16 protein-coding genes are annotated in these 20,276 nt (G+C 59.0%); 8 read left to right on the top strand and 8 right to left on the bottom strand.

What is annotated here, in order from left to right; genetic code table 11:
• Positions 1–84: 84 nt before the first annotated feature.
• Positions 85–1,167 (top strand): catalase family peroxidase, encoded by a 1,083-nt coding sequence (locus Q1W15_RS09995; RefSeq protein WP_300727174.1) that lies wholly within the window; start codon positions 85–87, stop codon positions 1,165–1,167.
• Complete coding sequence (locus Q1W15_RS10000) at positions 1,164–1,706, top strand: cytochrome b/b6 domain-containing protein (RefSeq protein WP_300727175.1); 543 nt, start codon at positions 1,164–1,166, stop codon at positions 1,704–1,706. The genes Q1W15_RS09995 and Q1W15_RS10000 overlap by 4 nt, the downstream gene beginning before the upstream one ends.
• 141 nt (positions 1,707–1,847) lie before the next feature.
• Here Q1W15_RS10000 and Q1W15_RS10005 read toward each other — a convergent pair whose 3' ends face one another.
• The 8 genes from Q1W15_RS10005 to Q1W15_RS10040 form a co-directional block, all read right to left on the bottom strand.
• Positions 1,848–5,489 (bottom strand): AAA family ATPase, encoded by a 3,642-nt coding sequence (locus Q1W15_RS10005; protein ID WP_300727177.1) that lies wholly within the window; start codon positions 5,487–5,489, stop codon positions 1,848–1,850.
• Complete coding sequence (locus tag Q1W15_RS10010; RefSeq protein ID WP_300727179.1) at positions 5,486–6,730, bottom strand: exonuclease SbcCD subunit D C-terminal domain-containing protein; 1,245 nt, start codon at positions 6,728–6,730, stop codon at positions 5,486–5,488. The genes Q1W15_RS10005 and Q1W15_RS10010 overlap by 4 nt, the downstream gene beginning before the upstream one ends.
• 121 nt (positions 6,731–6,851) lie before the next feature.
• Positions 6,852–8,486: a BatD family protein gene (locus Q1W15_RS10015; protein ID WP_300727181.1), complete on the bottom strand. Its 1,635-nt coding sequence runs from the start codon at positions 8,484–8,486 to the stop codon at positions 6,852–6,854.
• Positions 8,483–10,216: a VWA domain-containing protein gene (locus Q1W15_RS10020; RefSeq protein ID WP_300727183.1), complete on the bottom strand. Its 1,734-nt coding sequence runs from the start codon at positions 10,214–10,216 to the stop codon at positions 8,483–8,485. The genes Q1W15_RS10015 and Q1W15_RS10020 overlap by 4 nt, the downstream gene beginning before the upstream one ends.
• Positions 10,213–11,289, bottom strand: a complete 1,077-nt coding sequence (locus Q1W15_RS10025) for a VWA domain-containing protein (protein WP_300727185.1) — start codon at positions 11,287–11,289, stop codon at positions 10,213–10,215. The genes Q1W15_RS10020 and Q1W15_RS10025 overlap by 4 nt, the downstream gene beginning before the upstream one ends.
• A complete protein-coding gene (locus Q1W15_RS10030; RefSeq protein WP_300727186.1) occupies positions 11,282–11,776 on the bottom strand; it encodes a DUF4381 domain-containing protein in 495 nt (164 codons plus the stop codon). Before Q1W15_RS10030 ends, Q1W15_RS10025 begins: the two co-directional genes overlap by 8 nt.
• A complete protein-coding gene (locus Q1W15_RS10035; protein WP_300727189.1) occupies positions 11,773–12,717 on the bottom strand; it encodes a DUF58 domain-containing protein in 945 nt (314 codons plus the stop codon). The genes Q1W15_RS10030 and Q1W15_RS10035 overlap by 4 nt, the downstream gene beginning before the upstream one ends.
• Positions 12,718–12,720: 3 nt before the next feature.
• Positions 12,721–13,680, bottom strand: coding sequence for a MoxR family ATPase (locus Q1W15_RS10040; RefSeq protein WP_048364979.1), 960 nt, complete (start codon positions 13,678–13,680; stop codon positions 12,721–12,723).
• Between the two features lie 412 nt (positions 13,681–14,092).
• Here Q1W15_RS10040 and Q1W15_RS10045 point away from each other — a divergent pair, with 412 nt between their 5' ends.
• From Q1W15_RS10045 to Q1W15_RS10070, 6 genes are all read left to right on the top strand, one after another.
• A complete protein-coding gene (locus Q1W15_RS10045; RefSeq protein WP_300727199.1) occupies positions 14,093–14,827 on the top strand; it encodes a DUF1120 domain-containing protein in 735 nt (244 codons plus the stop codon).
• Positions 14,828–14,965: 138 nt separating this feature from the next.
• Entirely contained in the window at positions 14,966–15,673 is a 708-nt protein-coding gene (locus Q1W15_RS10050; RefSeq protein WP_300727202.1) for a DUF1120 domain-containing protein, read from the top strand.
• Between the two features lie 21 nt (positions 15,674–15,694).
• Positions 15,695–16,525, top strand: a complete 831-nt coding sequence (locus Q1W15_RS10055; RefSeq protein WP_300727205.1) for a DUF1120 domain-containing protein — start codon at positions 15,695–15,697, stop codon at positions 16,523–16,525.
• 694 nt (positions 16,526–17,219) lie between these two features.
• Complete coding sequence (locus Q1W15_RS10060) at positions 17,220–17,930, top strand: DUF1120 domain-containing protein (protein WP_300727208.1); 711 nt, start codon at positions 17,220–17,222, stop codon at positions 17,928–17,930.
• A 465-nt stretch (positions 17,931–18,395) separates the two neighbouring features.
• Positions 18,396–19,142 (top strand): DUF1120 domain-containing protein, encoded by a 747-nt coding sequence (locus tag Q1W15_RS10065; protein WP_300727211.1) that lies wholly within the window; start codon positions 18,396–18,398, stop codon positions 19,140–19,142.
• A gap of 416 nt (positions 19,143–19,558) precedes the next feature.
• Positions 19,559–20,227: a DUF1120 domain-containing protein gene (locus Q1W15_RS10070; protein ID WP_300727214.1), complete on the top strand. Its 669-nt coding sequence runs from the start codon at positions 19,559–19,561 to the stop codon at positions 20,225–20,227.
• Positions 20,228–20,276 lie beyond the last annotated feature (49 nt).

The raw sequence follows: 20,276 nt of genomic DNA on the forward strand, positions 1-20,276 counted from the left end.
AATCGCAACCACCCGGGAATAAGCTTCGATGGGCTACGTCTTATTGGCCTATCCCCCAAACGGCCTGTGGCCCTGGAGTGTTATATGGTAGATCAATTGCCGCCCGGACGACCCGCCAGGCCTGCGTTGAGCCGTGCCAGCGTGATGTGGCGGCTTGCGGGCATCGGTGCGGTGGTCGCTGCACTGGCCGCAGCGTTTTACTACGTCAACGGCACGCTGGACTCACAGCGCTTGCGCCCCAAAACCCTGGTCGATGCGCTGGAACATAACAACGGCGTGCACCCGGGCTATCGACGCAATCATGCCAAAGGCCTGTGCGTGGCCGGTTACTTTGACAGCACGGGCGCTGCGCAAAGCCTGTCCCGCGCGCAAGTGTTCGAACCGGGGCGCACGCCCGTGCAAGGGCGGTTTGCTTTGCCCAGTGGCAACCCGTATGCCCCGGACAGCAGTGTGCCGATCCGCAGCCTGGCGCTGCGATTCACCCAAGCTAACGGCCAGCAATGGCGCACGGGTATGAACAGCATGCCGGTGTTCCCGGTGGGCACGCCCGAGGCGTTCTATCAAATGCTGCAGGCGGGTGCACCGGACCCGGCCACCGGCAAACCCAACCCCACGGCCATGCCGGCGTTCTTTGCCGCTCACCCGGAAACCGCCGCGTTTTTACAGTGGGTCAAAACGGCCAAACCGTCCGCCAGTTTCGCCACCGAACGCTACAACGGCATCAACGCCTTTTACCTGGTGAATGCGGCGGGGCAACGTCAGGCCGTGCGCTGGAGCGTAGTGCCCGAGGGGCAAGACGCTGCCGGTACCGGTGCCCCGAACGATGCGGATTACCTGCAGCAGGATCTGGTTCGGCGGTTGGCGGCGGGACCATTGAAATGGCAACTCAACCTGACCCTGGCCGAGCCGGGCGACCCCACCGGCGACGCGAGCAAAGCCTGGCCGGACGGTCGCACCGTGATCAATGCGGGCACCCTGGTTGTGCAGCGTGCCCACGCGCAGAACAACGGCGATTGCCGCGACATCAACTACGACCCCCTGATTTTGCCCGACGGCATTGAAGGCTCGGACGATCCATTGCTGGCGGCCCGCTCGGCGGCCTATGCCAGCTCATACCAGCGCCGTACCCGTGAAGTTGATCAGCTACCTCAGGAGCCCCGCCCATGAGCGCTTCCCCCTCGCATTTCGCCCCTGTGGCGCGTTTACTGCACTGGCTGATGGCCGTGATGATGATTGCCATGCTGTTTATCGGCGCGGGGCTGGCGGCCTCGGTTTCCGAGCGCCATACGTGGTTGTTGAACCTGCACAAACCGCTGGGCATTGCGATCCTGCTGCTGGTGGTGGTTCGCCTGATCGTGCGGTTCACCACCCGGCAGCCCGCACTGCCCGCCGACTTGCCCTGGGTTCAAGTGCTGGGGGCCAAGCTGTCGCATAGTGTGTTGTACGGGTTGATGTTCAGTTTGCCGTTAGTGGGGTGGGCAATGATCTCGGCGGCCGGCGACCCGGTGATGTTGACCCACAGCCTGCAATTGCCATCGATAGTGCCCGCCAATGCCAGCGTATTTGCCCGCTTGCGCCAGGCGCATACCTTTTTGGCGTACTTACTGTTCTTTACCGTATTGCTGCACCTGGCGGCTGCGCTGTACCACGGCTGGGTCCGCCGGGATGGCGTGCTCGACAGCATGCTGCGCAAACCCCGAGGCTGAAAGATCGCGAGCAATCGAGCGTCGATCGGCTGCTCCTACAGGGCGTTTTACCACGGCTGGATTCGCCGTGATAAACCTCGGAACTGAATGAGCCCTCTGTAGGCACGAGTTTGCTCGCGAGCTTTTCAGGCCCTCACACGGTCATTTGACTTCCACGGTGCTGAGCCCGTTGCCCTGGCGCTTGACCTGGATTTGCACGGGGATGCGTTCGTGCATCTCCTGAACATGGGAAATCACGCCGACTTTACGGCCCTGGGCTTGCAGGCCGTCGAGGGCGTCCATCGCCAGTTGCAGGGATTCAGGGTCGAGGCTGCCGAAGCCTTCATCGATAAACAGCGATTCGATTTTTAACGTGCTGGAGGCCATTGACGCCAGCCCCAGGGCCAAGGCCAGCGACACCAAAAAGGTTTCACCGCCGGACAGTGAATGCACGGAACGCAGTTCGTCGCCCATTTCGGTGTCCATCACCAGCAGCCCCAACAGGCTGCCGCCGCGTTTGAGGCGGTAGCGGCGCACCAGTTGGCGCAACTGGGCGTTGGCGTGGTGCACCAGCAGGTCGAGGTTGTAGGCCTGGGCGATTTTGCGGAATTTATCCCCCGTGCCTGACCCGATCAGGTCGCTGAGCCGTGCCCATCGCTGCCATTCGTCGTTGGCCTGGTGGATGCGTAGGCTCAGGGCCTGGTTGGCCTGTTGGCGGCGTTCATCTTCACGCTGGCGAGCACGCAGTTCGGCGCTGTGCTGTTCGCTGGCCGCCAGTTGCCCGTGGACCTCCAACAGGGCGGCTTCGAGGGCGTCGCTGTCGAGGTTGCCGTTGGCCTGGGCCTGATGCTGTTGCAGGCGCTGCTCGCGTTCGTGCAACAAAACACGGGCTTGCTCGACGGCTTTTTCACTGGCCTGCAAGGTCTGGCGCAGTTCGCGCACGCGGGCTTCGTCATGGCCGAGCAAGTGTTGCAAGCGCTGATCGTCCAGCCCGGGATGCTGCGCCCGCCACCCGGCAACCTGTGCGCTTAACGTGGCGTGTTCCTGTTGCAGCGTATGCAGCCGCGTCTGTTGCGCCTTGAGTTCGGCGGCCAGTTGAATCAACTGGCTCGCGGTGGCCTGGAGCGCTTCGCTGGCCTGAGCCTGGGCGAGGCGGGTGTGTTCGACGGCCTGTTCAAGCTGCTGCTGCCAGACCTCTGCGCTGGCGTAGTCACCGAGCAGGCTTTTGAGGCTTTGCTCGCAGGCCTGTTGCTGGGTGGCTGATTCGGCCACCTGCTGGTGCAGGCTGTCCCGTTGTTGCAGGTGGTGGGCCTGCCGGTCTGTTTCGCGCTCGATTTTCTGGGCGCGTTCAGTGTGCTCGGCCTGTTCGTCACGCTGCTGTTCCAACTGCGTCAGGCGCTGGCTGACCTGTTGATCCAGGGCCATGAAACAGGCGGAGGGCGTGTCGCACAGGGCCGCAAAGGTGGTCGCGGGCAACAGGCCCTCAAACGCGTCCTGCTGCTCTTTGAGTTGCTGAGCATCGGCCTTGAGGTGCACCTGTTGCTCGGCCAATTGGCGAGTGGCCTGCTGGTGGGTGTCGGTGCTGCGCTGGATGTGCTGTTGCAGGCCGGCGGCTTCTTTTTGCAGGTCGAGCAGCACGTTCTGGCGCGCTTCGTCCTGGCTGATGCTGTGCTGCAATTGGCTCAGGCGCTGGTTCAGCCATGATTCGCGCTGGGCCGGGGCCTGGGCTTGCCACTCGGTGAAGCGCGGGTGCGCTTCAAGGTGCGGCACCAACGCCTGCTGCTCTTGATGGAGGTGCTCGTGTTGCTGCAAAAATTCTTTTTGCTGGGCAATCAGCCCGCCGACTTTTTCACGTAATTGCGTCAGGGTTTCCTTGAGCCCATCGACCTCCTGGCGGGCGTTGGCTTCTTCCTGTTCGTCATGACGGCCGAGGCTGTGCAGCAGCGCTTCGGGCTGGTGGTACGGGTGCTCGTGGCTGCCGCAGACCGGGCACGGCTGCTCGTCCAGCAACTGCCCGCGCAGTTCTTCAACACTGGCGCTGCGCGCCAGCCGCTGGCGTTCCAGCAATTGGCGAGTGGTGTGCAGCGCCTGTTCGGCCCGTTCCAGCCGGGCTTTGGTCTGAATGCCTTGTTGGCTGAGGCGCTCGCGCTCCTGCTGAACACTGAGCTGTTTGTGTTGCACGTCTTGCAGGCGGGTGTCCAGCGCCTGCTGGCTGGCGCACAGGCGTTGCAGGTCTTCGAAGGCGCGCTGCTGCTGGCGGTTGGCAGTGAGCAGGCTGGCCAAGGTTTGCACTTGTTCGTTGATGGCCTGGGGTTCGGCCTGAGCCTCCTGGAACAGAATTTCCAGGGTGTTGCGCAGAGCGTTGAGCTGTTGCGCGGCTTCGGCGGCGCGCTGCTCAAGGGCGGGCAACTCCTGCTGGCCGGTGTGAAGGGTGTTGCTCAGGCGCACGAGCTGTTGCAGCCGTGAACGGTAAGCGTCCCAGGCCCCGGCCAAGGGGGCCAGTGCGTGGCTCTGTTCCAACTGCGTGGCCAAGGCCGCGAGCTGCGCCGTGCCGTGTTGTTGGCGTTCGATCAGGGTGTTCAGCGCCTGCTGGCCGTCACGGCACGCCTGTTCGGCGTGCTGCTTGAGCGCCTGCTGTTGGCTGAGTGTGTCATTCAGGCGTGTGAGGGTGGCCTGTTCCAGATGGGCCTGTTGCAGGCGCGGGGCGTTGTCGCGTTGTTGCGCTTGCGCCTGGCTGGCAGCCTGTTCTGCCGCTTCAAGCGCCTGTTGCAGATGGCTTTGGCGCTGGGTCAGGTCGGCGTGCTGGCGGGTTTGCGCTGCAATCTGCTCGGCCAGCGGCGTCCGTTGCGCGTCCAGCTCGGCCAGCCGGGCGAACTGATGGCGCTGTGGGGCCAGTTGCTCCAGCAGGTCGAGGGTTTCACGCGGCTCGGCCTCGGCCTGCCAATGGTTTTGCGCCTGTTGCAGCTGCTCGGCGGCACTGAGCTGTTGCGCCTGTAATTCGTGCAGGGCCTTGAGCCAGGTGTGCTGCTGTTCCAGTTGCTTGAGCTGCACCTGTTGCTGTTTAAGGTGCTGTTGGGCCTGGGCGTGCTGCTGGTCCAGCTCGGCACGGGCCTCGGGTTCCAGCGGCGTGAGCCCTACCGCCTGGTCTTGCAACAGCTTGTGGGCTTCCTTGGCCTCTTTGGCCTTGTCGAACGCGCGCTTGCCCAGGCGCGTATAGAGTGCGGTGTCGGTGAGCTTTTCCAGCAGTTCGCTGCGTTCGTTGTCGTCGGCCTTGAGAAAGGCGCTGAACTCGCTTTGGGCGAGCATCACCGCCCGGGTGAACTGTTCGAAGTTCAGCCCCAGGCGCGCTTCGAGCTGGACTTTGTAGTCGCCTTTCTGGCTGGCCAGCAGTTGGTCGCTGTCCAGGTCGCGCAGGCTCTGGCGGCTGGCCTGAAGCTTGCCGGTGGCTTTTTCACGGGCGCGATTGGCCTCCCAGCGGGCGCGGTAACGACGGCCGTCGATGCCCAGGAAGTCGACTTCGGCAAAGCCTTCGCCGGTGCCTCGGCGCAGCAGGGTGCGCGGGTCGCCGGTGGCGATTTCACCGTCGGCATCCGGCACCTTGGCGTCACGGCCGGTGTTGTTCAGGCGCGGTACGGCCCCGAACAGTGCCAGGCACAGGGCGTCAAGCAAGGTGCTTTTACCGGCACCGGTCGGCCCGGTAATGGCAAACAACCCGGCACTGGCCAGCGGCTCGGCGGTGAAGTCCAGCTCAAAGGGGCCGGCCAGCGAGGCAAGGTTTTTCAGGCGAATGGCGAGGATTTTCATGGCTGTTCACCTTCCAACTGCACGTCTTGCACCAGCACGGCAAAGTCCTGGAGCGTTTGTTCGCAGGCTTCGCTGCCGTAGCTGTCCAGCCAGGCGCGGCTGAACAGTTCCTGGGGGGTCAACTGGTCGAGTTCGATCAGCCCGGCACTGCCGTCATCGCTCGCGCTGCGGCCCGCCCCGGCGTATTCGGCGCTGATGCGCACCAGCCGCACCGACTTGCCTTGCAGGGCCGTCTCGATTTGCTGGCGCAGGTCGGGTTGCGGCTCGTCCAGCACCACGCGCACTTCAAGCCATGGCTGGCGCTGGGTGTCAGCCAGCAGGTCGACGTCGGGCAACTCGGCCACTTGCTCAAGGATCGCCGCCAGCGGTGCCGGGCCCATGCGTTGCAGGTTGACGGCGCGAGGAATCACGCGTGGCTCGACGCTGACCAGGGTTTCGCCGTCCAGCCGCACGTCGAGAATCTGGTGCACGTAGCCGATTTCGGAGAACGACAGCGGGATCGGTGAGCCGCAATAGCGGATGCGCTCTTCACTGTTGACCCGCTGCGGCTTGTGCAAATGCCCCAGCGCCACATAGCTGATGCTGGGGCCGAACAGGCTGGCGGGCAGGGCTTCGGCGTTGCCGATGATCAGGCTGCGCTCGGAGTCTTCTGAGACGGAACCGCCCGCCATATGGGCGTGGCTGATGGCAATCAGCGCCTGGCCGGGCTGGCGCTTGGCAGTGGCTGCCGCGATCAGCCATTCATGCACCTGGCCAATGCCGCGCAGGTAGTCATCGCCCAGGTGCGCGCCAGTGACTTCGGCGGGGCGCAAGAAGGGCAGTGCCAGGCACCAGGCGGCGATGGCACCGCTGGCGTCAGGCAAGGGGATCAGCAGGCGTTCGGCGTCCAGTTGCCCATCGTCGAGCCACAGCACCCGGCCCAGTGCATGGGCCCGCAAGCGGCGCATCAACGGTGCGGGCAGTTCGATGCGCGACCCCGAGTCGTGGTTGCCGGCGATCATCACGATGGTCAGTGCGGGGTGTTGCTCGTGGGCGCTGACGATAAAGTCGTACAGGCGTTCCTGGGCTTTGACCGAGGGGTTGACGGTGTCGAAGATGTCCCCGGCAATCAGCAGAACGTCCGGGCGTTCACTGGCCAGTTGGGCGAGCAGCCAGGCCAGGAAACAGGCGTGTTCGAAGTCGCGTTCCTGGCCATGGAGGCTTTGCCCCAGGTGCCAGTCGGAAGTGTGAAACAGGCGCATGAGAGAGTCCGTAAAGTGTTTGACCCTGTAGGAGCGAGCTCGCTCGCGATCTTTTGATATTTTGATCTTTAAAAAATCGCGAGCAATCGAGCGTCGACCGGCTGCTCCTACAGGGTAGAAATTATTTAGGGTAGAGCGGCGGCAGGCTGCTGGGCTCACTGCCTGTCTCTTGTTCGCGTTCGGTGGCCGGGATGCTGCCGATGGCTTTCCACAGTTCTTCACCTTGCCAGTACTGGCCGGTTTCGCTGTACAGCGCGCCATTGAGCCCGTCGAGGGCGTCCGAAAGCAGTACAAAGCGGGCGGCCATGTCCGCCAGGGTTTCCGGTTGTTGCCGGGCCCAGGCGTCCAGCGCCTGGCGAGTGGCCTGGGGGTCGTTGGCCAGGCACGCACGTTTGAGGTCATCGAGCAGGCTGCGCGGGCTGGGTCCGGTTTGTGCTGCACGCAAAATGGCCGGTTGCCGGCGGGCGCGCCACCACAGGCCAACACCGGCCAGGGTGGTGCAGGCGAAAAACAGGGTGCTCAGTTGCCAGAGCCACAGCGGCGAGGTGGCCGTGAGCGACGAGGACGCGGCGTTGACCGGTGTTTCGACGGCCTGATTCGGGTTGGCCGCCACCTGCAACGTGCGCGCGGGCAAGTAAGTGCGCTCCAGGCGGTCGACATGGGTGTTCCACCACACCACTTCCACGGCGGGCAGCTCGACTTGGCCGACGCGCGTAGGCACCAGGGCTTCGCGTTCTTCGCGGCTGCCAATCAAACCGTTCTCGGTGATCTGGTTGCTCAGTTGTGGCATGTCGGGGTAGCGCCGCAAGCTGTTGACGTCGGTGGCGGGCAGGGCCGGCAATTGCGCGCTGGACAGGCCTTCGGCCTTGAGCGTGAGGGTGCGGGTCAGCGAATCTCCGACCTGGCAATGGTCAGGCTCGGGGTTCCAGGTTTCGCTGAGGCTCAAGCTGCGGGCCGGCAACCACGGCGCGGTGGCCGGGTAGTTCTCCGGTTTGGGCTTGACGTTGAGGGTGACCTCGGTGGAGCTGATGTGCACCAGTTTGCCGGGTTTGGGGCCCAGCGGGGCCGGGGTGCTGGCGGGTTGGCTGTCGACTTGGGTGGCGCTGAAGGTTTGCGCCGGGATGACCAGTTCGCCGCTGTGCTGCGGGTACACGCCATAGCGCACTTCAATCACGCCGTGGCGCACGCCGTTGATCATTTTCTCGTAGGTGCGCGGCTCGCCCAGTTGCTCAACGAGGGCGTCGGGCACGTGCATCGGGGTCAGGCTGCTGTCGTCGTAGAGTGCCACTGAGTGGTAGAGGCGCAGGGTCAGAATGGCCTGGGCCTGGACGTACACGCTGGGCTGATCAAGGCTGACTTCGCTGAAAATCGGGGCCAACTCGCTGTCGCTGGTGGCACCTTGGGTGACGGTCAGCGTGATCGGCAGGCTGCGAGAGTCGCCCACTTGCAACGGCGGCAACGTCAGCGTGCCGGTTTTCCGGGGTTGCAGGGTGATGATCCAGCGGGTGCCGGCTTTATTACTGTCACTGAGGTTGGTGAGCTGGTTGACCTGGCGGGTGCCGCGCACTTCAAACAGGTTGTCCAGTGGGGCCAGGTCCGGTTTGCCAAATTGCGTGGCGTCGGTGGACTCCAGAGTCAGTTCCAGGGTTTCGCCCAGGTTGAGCTGATCGCGGTCGACACTGGCCACCAGGCCTTCGCCATGGGCGCTCAAGGACCAGCTGCATAGCAAGAGAAGCAGGGCGCAGATGCGGTTCATTGGGGCGTGTCCTGATGCTGCTGTTGTTCGTACCAGAATTTGCGTCGCAACAGTTCGCTGGGGTTGTCAGGGATCTGTCTGAGCCATTGTTCCAGCGCCTGGCGGTGTTCGTCATCGAGGGTGTCGGACGTGGCCGCAGGCGGCGCGGTGGTGGGTTCATCGGGTTCGTCACCCGGCTCGGCGGTGTGCGGTGACGGTTGGGGTGCGTCGTCGCTGCCGGCCTGTGCGGCGGGGTCGGTGGCCGTCGCACTGTGTTCCTGGGGTTGCTGCTCGCCGCTGGCGCTGCTGGTGCCGGTGCTGATGGACGGCTCGGGCTCGTCAGGCGGGTTGGCGTCGGTGTTGGCGGGCGGCTCGGGGGTGTTGTCGACGCGTTGCTGTTCAAGCAACTGCTCGACCAAGGCTTTGTTGTGTGCGGCTACCTGCAGGTCCGGTTGCCGTTCCAGGGCTTGCTCGTAGGCATCGATGGCGGCTTCGAGTTCACCGTTCATGGCCAGGGCGTTGCCGCGGTTGTAGTGGGCGCTGGCGGTGTTGGCTTCGGCGAAGCGCTGGGCGGCACCGGCATAGTCGCCCGTCTGGTAGAGCGCAATACCTTGCCACTGCACGTCTTCAAAGTGCTGTGCCGCTTGCAGCGGTTTTTTTTGTTCCAGCAAACGCTGGCCCTGTTGGTCGGGGCGCAGCCAGAGGTCGGTGAAGCTCAGGGCATAGCTGGGTTGGGGCAACATAAACAATAGCGGTAAACAGAACAGCCAGCCCCGGCGCCCGGCACACGCGGCCAGCAGCAACAGGGGCAGCAGCAACCAGTAACCCTGATCGGCCCATGTGTCGAGGCGCAGGGTCTGGCCGTCTTCCCGCACCCGCGAAGGCCCTTCCAGCAGGCCCAGGCCGCGCAAGTCGTTGTCATCGAGCCGCGCCTGACGATAGCGACCGTTTACGTCCCGGGCGAAGGCCCGCAGGCTGGGGCTGTCGAGGCGCGGCAACAAAATTGCGCCCTGTTCGTCCTTGAGCAGTTGGCCGCTTTCGTCCATGACCGGCGCCCCTTCACGGCTGCCGACGCCGAGCATCAGCAGTTGCGGCGCGTGGCCGCTCAAGGCCTCGCGGATGCCGTTGCGTTCTTGTTCGGACAGCGCTGAGGTAATCAACAGCAAGCGGCCTTGCCCCAAGGCACCCTGATCCAGCAGTTCAACGGCTTTGGCCACCGCGAGGTCAGCGCGATGGCCCGGCTGCGGCATGATCGAGGGCTTGAGGGCTTCGAGCAGGTTACGGCTGGTGGCCAGGTCGTCGGACAGCGGCACCAGCGTGTGGGCGCTGCCGGCGTACACGATCACGGCCGTTTGCGCATCGGCGCGGCTTTGCAACAGGTCGTACAGCTTGCGCCGGGCCTGCTCCAAGCGGTTGGGCGAGGTGTCGGTGGCGAGCATGTCGGGGGTGAGTTGCAGCATCACCACCAGCGGATCGACGGGTTTTTGGCTGACCTGTTCAAGGCGTTGCCAGCTCGGCCCGGTCAGTGCCAGCACGGCCAGCAGCCAGGCCAGCCCCAGCAGCACCCACGGCGACTTGCGGTCACGGCTGTCGCCGGCGCTGAGCAAGGCCTGATGAAACGCTTTGGGCAGGATCATCTGCCAGCGCCCGATGCGCTTTTTGCGGTGCCAGAGTTTCCACAGCAATACGCTGAGCAGCGGCAGGGCCAGCAGCCACTCGGGGCGCAACGCGTGGGGCCACAGCGCGTTCATCGGCGTGTCCGCAGGCGCAGGCGTTTGAGTCGGCTGCGCCAGTGGGTGTGTTGTTGCACGACGTGCTCCTTGCTCAGCCAATGGCGCAGCGGGTGGTTGGGCCAGCGTTCGCGGATGACCAGCAGCACGCTCAGCAGCAGGGCACCTGCCAGTGGCCAGGAGTAGAGCGCGCGCGTAGGGCGCGCCTGGGTGGGTTGCTGAGCCACGGGTTCGAGTTGGTCGAGGGTGTCTTTGATCGCGGCCAGTTCCTGACCATCACGGGCGCGGAAATACTGGCCGCGGGTGATCTGGGCAATGTTCTGTAGTTCGGCTTCATCCAGATCCACGCCGGGGTTGAGGCCGAACACGCCTTGGGCGCTGCTGTCCTGGGGGTCGGCACCAATGCCGATCGGGTAGATCCGCACGCCTTCCTCGGCTGCCAGCCGGGCGGCGGTCAACGGGGCGATCTGGCCGCCATTGTTCGCGCCGTCCGTGACCAGAATCAGCACGCGACTTTGCGCCGGGCGTTGGCGCAGGCGTTTCAGGGCCAGGCCGATGGCGTCGCCAATGGCCGTGTTCTTGCCGGCAATACCGATGCGCGCTTCGTCGAGCCAGGTACGCACGGTGTGGCGGTCGAAAGTGAGCGGTGATTGCAGGTACGCCTGGCTGCCGAACAGGATCAAGCCCACGCGGTCACCTTCACGGTTTTCCAGAAAGTCCCCGAGCAGGGTTTTCACCAGGTCAAGGCGGGACAGGTCTTCGTTTTGCCAGTGCATGTCCGGGAAATCCATGGAGCCCGACACATCCACCGCCACCAGCAGGTCGCGGCCACTGGCGGCAATCGGCAGCGGTTCACCGAGCCATTGCGGGCGAGCGGCGGCCGTTAACAGCAGCAACCAGAGCAACCAGTACGGCGCTTGCTGGCGCCAGGAGGGCAGCGTGCTGCGGGCCTTGCGCCGGGCCAGCTCTTCAAGGTCGGCTAAAAAGCTGACCTTCAGCGCGGCTTCGCCACTGTCGGCGGGCGGCAGGATGCGCCGCATCAACCACGGCAGTGGTAGCAGGGCGAAGAGCCAGGGCCAGGCGAACTCAAACATGTTTGCGAATCCAGATCTCTACCGCCTGGTTGAGCCCGGCGATGGCCTTGTCATCGAGTGTGCACTCGGGTTTGTAAGCGCCTTCGACCAGCACCATCCAGCGGGTCAGCCCGGCGGCCGGGCAGCGGTTGTCCAGAAACGCCAGCCATTTGCGGCCATTGAGCGTGTGGCTCTGGCTGTAGGGGTAATGGTTGCGGCACAGGCGCTTGAGCAAGCCGTTGAGTTGCTGCAGCCAGGCCCCGGCGTGTGCGCCGTCGTAGGGTTTGGCAAAGCGCGCGAGTTCTTCGAGGGCGGCCATGCGCACCGGGTCCAGCGGCTGCTCGACGGGCTCTGGCGATTGGCGGCCCGGCAGGTAACGGCGCAGCCACCACAGGCCGCCAACCACGGCGGGGATCAGTACCAGCAGCAGCCACCAGCCCGGTGCGAACGGCCATATCCCAATGGCGGGAGGGTCAATCAGCGGGTGCAAGTGCTCAAGGCCTTTCATAGCGGTTTGCCGGGACGTTTGGCGTTCAGGTATTCACGCAGTTGTTCGATCATTTCGCTTTGGGTGCTGAGGGGCATCAACAGCACCCGTAATTTTTGCGCCAGAAGCTCCCAGCGGGCAATACGTGCCTCCGCCTGGGCGCGGTAGGCCTGGCGCACATCATAGCTGAGCGTGTCCAGTTCCAGTTGGGCACCGCGTTCGGCAAAACGCAACAGCCCGGCGGCGGGCAAGGCGTGGTCCAGGGGATCGGACAGCGGTAGCAGGATCAGGTCGCAGTGACGGGACAGCAGGCTCAGTTGTTGCTCGGCGGCATCGGTCAGGGCCCGTTCATCGCAGATGACGATCACCAGGCTGCCGGGGCGCAGCACTTCACGGGCCCGAATCAGGGCCATGCCCAGCGCATCGCGGTCGGACTGCACTTCGGTGTGCAGCGACTGGTTAACCCTTACCAGCCGGTTGAGCAGTTGCAGCAGGCTTTGTTTACTGCGCCGGGGTTTAATCTCGTAATGCTCATGGTCGCCGTACACCAACCCGCCGACACGGTCGTTATGGCCCAACGCCGCCCAGCCGATCAGGCTGGCCGCCTGGGCGGCCAGCACCGATTTAAACATCAGGCCCGAACCAAAAAACAACCGGCGGCTTTGCTCGGCCAAGATGAAAATCGGCCGCTCGCGTTCTTCATGAAACAGCTTGGTGTGCGGTTCCTGGGTGCGCGCCGTCACCCGCCAATCGATGGTGCGTACATCGTCCCCGGCCTGGTACACCCGCACCTGATCGAAATCGACCCCGCGCCCGCGCAGTTTTGAGTGGTGCAAGCCCACCAGCGGGCTGCGCTGGCCGGGCGAGGAAAATAATTGCACTTCGCGCACCCGATGGCGCATCTCGATCAGTTCGGCGAGGGTGACGCGGATACCGGGTTCGGCGGGCAAGGGGGTGGTCATCGGTCAGGCAACGGCCACGACATCGAGGATGCGCTGCACCACGCGGTCCTGGTCGATCCCGGCGGCTTCGGCTTCGAACGACAAAATGATCCGGTGGCGCAACACATCGAACAGCACCGCCTGAATGTCTTCGGGGCTGACGAAATCACGGCCGGCCAGCCAAGCATGGGCGCGAGCGCAACGGTCCAGAGCAATCGAGCCGCGCGGGCTGGCCCCGTAGGCAATCCAGTCGGCCATTTCGGGGTCGAATTTACCCGGGGTGCGGGTGGCCATGATCAGTTGCACCAGGTATTCCTCCACGGCATCGGCCATGTATAGCCCGAGGATTTCCTTGCGCGCCGCAAAAATCGCCTGCTGGCTGACCCGGCGTTCGGGTTTGGTTTCGCCATTAAGGGCTTCGCCACGGGCCTGTTGCAGAATGCGCCGCTCAACCGCTGCGTCGGGGAAGCCGATTTTAACGTGCATCAAAAACCGGTCGAGCTGGGCTTCGGGTAGTGGGTAGGTCCCTTCCTGCTCAATCGGGTTTTGCGTGGCCATCACCAAAAACAGCGGCGACAGCTCATAGGTGCTGCGCCCGACACTGACCTGGCGCTCGGCCATCGCTTCCAGCAAAGCGGACTGCACCTTGGCCGGAGCACGGTTGATTTCGTCCGCCAACACCAGGTTGTGGAAGATCGGCCCCTGCTGGAACACAAAGCTGCCGGTTTCGGGGCGGTAAATTTCGGTACCGGTGATGTCGGCTGGTAACAGGTCGGGGGTGAACTGAATGCGATGGAACTGCGCTTCTATCCCTTCGGCCAATTCTTTAATGGCTTTGGTCTTGGCCAACCCGGGCGCGCCCTCCACCAGCATATGGCCGTCGGCCAGCAAGGCAATCAGCAGGCGGTCGATGAGTTTTTCCTGACCGAGAATCTGCGTTGAGAGAAAGGTTCGCAGCGCGAGCAGCGCTTCACGATGTTCCATCGATGACTGTCCTAAAAAGGAGACCTTGGGCGTAAGAATTATGCCGGGGCTGGGGGCGATACTTTAATCCATTGCAGGCCTGTCGGACTAATGGCTGGGGGGCTTTTTTGCGCAAATAAACGAAATGGACAGGGTTGTTGAGAATGGTACGCATCTGTCTCGCCGGCGAGTGCGTGCTTGGGTGGTCAGAGGTGCGCAAGCAGGGGGCGGGCCTAGAGTGGACGCCTAAGCGGTAGTCGCTATTTAAAGCCGCCAACTATCTGTAGGTGTATTCCTACAGCTCTCTAAGCCTATCCTTACTAATGCGTAGGGTTAGTTTGATGTTTGCTGTAGGTGTTTGTAGGTAAAGTTCGCCGCATGTTGCAAACAACCTAAGTTCTCATCCACGCAATTATGAATAAGGTAAACGATCATGAAAGGCAAATTTAACGGTTCCATGAAAAAAAATCTGACACTCTCGGCCTGTGCATTGGCGATGTTGGCGGCCACTTCAATGCCTGCTCTGGCTGAGAGTGTTGAGTTGGCAGTTAAAGGCACTATCATCCCGGCGGCGTGCACGCCTAGCATTACGGGCGAGATGAATTATGGCAATGTGACGGCGGAACAGTTGAGTGCGACTGATTACACCGTACTGGATAAAAAAGAAGTGGACTTCGCGATTAACTGCGATGCGCCGGTTAAAGTGGCTATTAAAGCGATTAATGGCCAGCCAGGCACGGTAGCGGGTGGGAGCTCTGTGGTTACAGATGGCAGTCAAAAATCTCCAGTTGATCTTTTGGGTATGGCAAGACCACAAATCGTCGGTTTGGGTGTTGATGAGGGCGATAAAAATATTGGTGGGTATGCTGTTGGTCTGGTTGCCTCAGGGTTGTCAGCGGACGGTCAGGGTTTGACAGTCAAAATAAATCATGATGGGACAGGTCGCGACTGGGGCGTCACTGGAGGTGATATTGTTTCTTTATTTATGAATACAGTCACCCACCCTATTTACTCATGGTCGGCTTCACCTGGCGCTAATCCAGGTGCAATTAAAGACCTCACTGGCAAGTTGGCAGTCCAGGCGTATCTGAACAATACTGATGAACTTAAGGTTGATAAGGCCGTCCAGTTGAACGGCTTGACCACGATTGAATTGGTTTACTTGTAAGTGTGTGGGTCGCGTTATAGATTGAATATTGTTCTGTGGCGCGACCCACGATTCTCTGTTTGAATGAACTTATCTTGATTTGACTGTGAAAGCGGCATTGCTGTTTTTAACTGTCTTTAATGAATGAGCGAGAGCGAAATGAAAAACTTCAAGCTGTCTTTTTGCGCCGTGACCTTGATGGCCGTTACTTCCACACAGGCTATGGCTGAAAGTGTTGAGCTGGCTGTTAAAGGCACTATCATCCCGGCGGCGTGCACGCCTAGCATTACGGGCGAGATTAATTATGGCAATGTGACGGCGGAACAGTTGAGTGCGACTGCTTACACCGTGCTGGATAAAAAAGAAGTGGACTTCGCGATTAACTGCGATGCGCCGGTTAAAGTGGCTATCAGGACCATTAATGGGCAGCCTGGTACGGTGGCGGGTGGCGGGCCAATCTTGGCAAATACCAGTCAGCAATCGCCAGTTAATCTTTTGGGTATGGCAACCCCCACTGTCGTTGGCTTGGGTGTTGACGGTGAGGCCCCTATTGGTGGGTATGCGGTTGGTCTTGTTACGGCTGGTATGATAGCGGACACCGTTGCTGCCGAACCTTTATACAGCGTAGACGCCGGTAGCAACTGGAGTGCGTCGGTTAACACTATTTCTAATCTGTACAGAGCTACCACGGCAGGTACTGCGTTGCTGTATTCATGGAACAAGGCTGATGGGTTGGCACCTGCTGCGATCAAGGATTATTCCGCCAAGCTGGCTGTTCAAGCTTTTCTGAATAAAAAGCCAGAGCTTGATACCAACAAAGCTATCCAATTAAATGGTTTGACCACGATTGAATTGGTTTACCTGTAAGTAGCAAGTCTTGAGGGTGGATTGTTTTCTGGGTTCGGTACACCTTCTTTTCGAACGAAGATTCGGCGAGGCGAGAGCGGGCGGGGTTGCGAAAATATTCAGAACTCAGTGGTTTTTACAGGTGCCTTTAATTTATTAGTGGTGATGATGAAAGTTTTCAAATTGTCTGCGCACACACTGGTCATGCTGATAGTCATATCCGAGCCCGCTCAGGCGGGCAGTGTCGATTTAAGCGTTAAAGGTAGTATTAACCCAGCGGCGTGTGCAGTTAGGTTGAGCATGGGGGATTACTTTGAGTATGATTTGTCGGAAGTGGAGTTGAGTGAAACTGACTTCACCGTGCTGGATAAAAAGGAGCTTGATTTCGCCATTGAGTGTGCCGCGCCTGTAAAAGTAGCCATTCAGGCGATCAATAATCGGCCGGGTACAGTTGCAGGGGGCATAGAGACGGGGCCCTCCAATACAGCGACTGTTCCCGTCCAGCTGTGGGGGCCCATTTACTCAAGAGTCGTTGGTCTTGGCGGTGACATGTACAAGGTTGGGGGGTATGCGATTGGGCTGGTGACGGACAGCCTGTTGGACGGTACCCAAGCTATGCAAGTGCAGGTAAACACTACAAATGACGTTAAATGGACAGGGTTTTCCGGGGATATAGTGGGGTTGTATGGTGATAATTATGTCAACAAAACATCTTGGGCTCACAGTAATTTACCCGTGTTTGGACCGTCGGCTATCAAACATTTGACTGCAAAGCTGGTGATTCAAGCTTATCTGAATAAGTCGGTTGAGATGGACCTGACCAAGCCCATTGTCCTTGATGGCTCGACCACCCTCGAACTGGTGTATTTATAAAGTGCCAGGTGTGATCTGCTGGTCTTGGATCATTCCCTTCGCGTGTTAGCTTGAGATCGATGGGTAGCAGGGGGTGGAGGAAACAATAGTCATGCAGCATCACTGAGCGCAGACACCTTTCGTGCACAGCCTGATCTCTGTTTGAAATTGCGTATCGGTCCTGTTACCCATTCAAATGCTCACCGGCCTGGGAGAGCGTCGCCTGACAGGCGCTCGCTCTATGCAAAGAGATGAAGCGGGGTCTCTATGCCCCGATGGACCGGCTTGGCACACCCTTCTGTTGTTAAATATCCAAGGCGATTTTACTGCATTTGAATATTAAAATTCCGCCAGATCGCTGTTGGGGTGTGGTGGTTACACTGTTTGAATAGGTTGATGTCAATGCGGTGATACTCAGGTTGTTTGTACTTAATCACTATTAATGGTTGATATGGCTCTCGCAAAGCTTACAGAACGTAGCTATTATTCTATTGACTGATTAGGTGCCCTGCGAAATATTTTCACTTTTTCTGATGTTCGCTCGAAAATATTTTATGCAGCGACTAAAGTTCATCGTGGGCCTCCGAGAGTGGGGTGTGCGGTTGTAGTCATTTTTAAAAGTGTTTCACTCATTTGAATCAATAAAGGTTGGTGAGCTGGATGCGTCAGGGCTCCCATCCCTTCCACTGTCGCTAATGAATGAGTAACCATTGTCATGAACTATAAGCGCGTTATTGTTGGCTGTGTGGCCATTCTGATCGCTCATTCCATGTTGGCTCAGGCTGAAAGCGTGGATTTGCGAGTGACAGGTACACTCATTCCCGGGGCTTGCACGCCCACGTTGAGCGGCGAAGGCGTAATTGATTATGGTTACATTACGGCCGACAAATTGAGTCTGGATTCGTATACCGCCCTAGACGTCAAATCGTTGGCATTTACCATCATCTGTTCAGCTCCCGCCAAAGTCGCCATAAAAGCAATCAACGGCCGCCCGGGCACAGTTGCCGGTGCGACTGAAGTCGGGCCCTCGCATGCGGCATCATCGCCGGTTGTGTTATTTGATGGGATTATTCAAACGGTTGTAGGGCTGGGTCTTAGTGGTTCGACGCCCATTGGCGGTTATTCGGTAAGAGCTGTGCCAGGCAGTTTTAAGGCCGACGGCAATGACGTGGTCAATATCTGGCAGAATTCTGATAACGATCCGGATAATTGGGATCTTACCGCAAGTAATGTCAGTTTATACACGCTTAATGCGGTGGCTCGTTATATTTCCTGGGCCGAATCTGGAGTCGGTCTTCCGTTGGCTTTTACGGTGCTTAATGGTCAGCTTGAAGTTCAAGCTTATATTAATAAACTTGAAGACCTTGATGTGAATGGTGCTATTCAGTTGGATGGTCAGAGCACCATTGAGATCGTTTACTTGTGATGTGTATGTTGTTTCAGCGTTTGCAAACCATGCTGTGATTTACATGAGTGCCGGCGTTGGTTTTTTGAGTGCTTGTTTTCAACCCATACATCATGCGCTACCCCGGCCGTTTTCTTGCTTGCGTTCACTTTTCCTGATCTTCGCTAAACCTTGGATTTCTGTGGTTAACGTTGAAGAGAACGGTTAGCGCGCGGTTTGAAACTGAAACGATAGTGCCTGATAGTGCCAGGCGCGGGTCAAAGACCTGGGCGTTTTGAGAAAAGTATGCTTCTGTCGTGATGATGCCCTGTCCAAGCCCTTCCGATGTGCCTGAGCAGAAATGTAGGTTTATCCCTACAAGCGCGTAGCTCAACACCTACATTCTCGTAGGGTTAGTCCGATATGTACTGTAGGTATTTGTAGGTAAAGTTTACCAAATATTATCGCAGCATGATTTTTTTAATTCAGGCAGGTTGGCAAGGGTGAATGACTATGCATTTAAAAGGCAACGTTTTTTTCAGTAGGGTACTTAAGGTGTCTATTTTCAAATTAGCCATGTTGGCAGCTATTTCCATGCCGGCAATGGCTGAAAATGTAGACTTGAGAGTAGAAGGTACCATCATTCCAGCGGCGTGCACGCCGGGTATTAGTGGCGATATTGATTTCGGGTATATTACGGCTGATAAGCTGAGCAAAACTGAGTTCACGGTTTTGGAACAAAAGGAATTTGATTTTACTATTAAGTGTGATGCGCCGGTTAAAGTCGCCATTAAAGCGCTTAATGGTCGCCCGGGCTCGGTAGCGGGCGCAGTGGAATCGGGCCCCAACAGTACGGCAGTTTCGCCGGTGGGGTTACTGGGCATTGACGTGATTACTGTGGCAGGTCTGGGTACTTCGGGGGGGAAGAATATCGGCGGATACGCAGTCGCAGTGATCAATAATACGCTGATGGCAGATGGCAAGGAACTCTTTTTCAAAATTCATTCTTTTGCTGATACGTGGGCAGCCTTTCCGCCTGGAACGGTATCGCCTCTTTATTATCTCTACTATGTCCCCGGAGGGATATTGACATATTCATGGGGTGACTCGGCGACGATACACACTCCGATAGCTATCACCAACCTCAGTGCAAAGTTTGCGGTTCAAGCGTACTTGAACAATACCACTGAGTTGGATACCAACAGTGCCGTTCAGTTGGATGGCATGACCACCCTTGAGTTGGTTTATCTGTAATCAGGCGCATCAGCTTCTGCTGGCGGACGTTTACTTCATTTGAGTGTGGCGGGCCGGGTGAATTGTGTAAGGGTGCGCGGCATTCCACTGTTTGAATAAGTCTATACTCGCCGGGTTTAACATGATGTTGCCAGCTAATTTGTCGTGCGAAGGGTTGGTGCGGCGCAGTATGAATTTTATTAGCCAAAAATTGAGAGCTCGACTACTGTTTAAGTCAGTGTTGGGTTTTTTGAAATGTTATTTTAACGATTAGGGATGGTCGGCTTTTTGTTGTTTGCCCGTGATTGATTCATTTGAATATGAGCGATGCACGTAGTCACGAACAACAGATTTGATCAAGGCTTGACTGTCGTTAATGAATGAGTGATTACGTCATGAGTTGTAGAGGTTTTGTTGTTGGGTGTGGGGTTTTTCTAATGGCTCATGCCTTATCGGTACACGCTGAAAGCGTGGACCTGCGCGTTACGGGTACGCTGATCCCTGGTGCATGTACACCCACCTTGAGCAGCGACGGCGTTATTGATTACGGTTATATCACTGCGGACCAGTTGAGTGCGAAATCGTATACCCCGCTGGATGTCAAAACGCTGGGGCTTTCGATTAGTTGTACGGCCCCTGCCAAAATTGCAATAAAGGCCATTAACGGTCGTCCGGGGACAGTTGCCGGGGGAACTGAAACCGGGCCTTCACGTGCTGCATCTTCACCGGTTGAACTGTTTAATGGCGTCTCTCAAGCGGTGGTCGGGCTTGGCGTTAACGGTGGAACGCCCATTGGCGGCTATGCACTCAGACCTGTTCCCGGAAGCTTTACGGCCGATGGCAATAATGTGGTTAATATTTGGCAGAACTCTGATAATGCCCCGGATAATTGGGATCCCACGAGGGCTACTATCAGTCTTTACACTGTTTTTTCTGCGATTCGTTATATGTCATGGGCCACCCCGGGTACTGAACTTCCGCTGCCATTTACGGTACTTAATGGTCAGCTTGAAGTGCAGGCTTATATTAATAAGCTCGAAGAACTCGATCTTAATAGTGCTATTCAATTGGATGGGCAGAGCACAATTGAGATCGTGTATCTGTAATGCGCGTCGCTGTTTGCAGTGTTCGTCCTTGATGCGTCGTCCATGATTA

Origin of the sequence: Pseudomonas sp. (genome assembly GCF_030150285.1) — a bacterium.
Lineage (GTDB): Bacteria > Pseudomonadota > Gammaproteobacteria > Pseudomonadales > Pseudomonadaceae > Aquipseudomonas.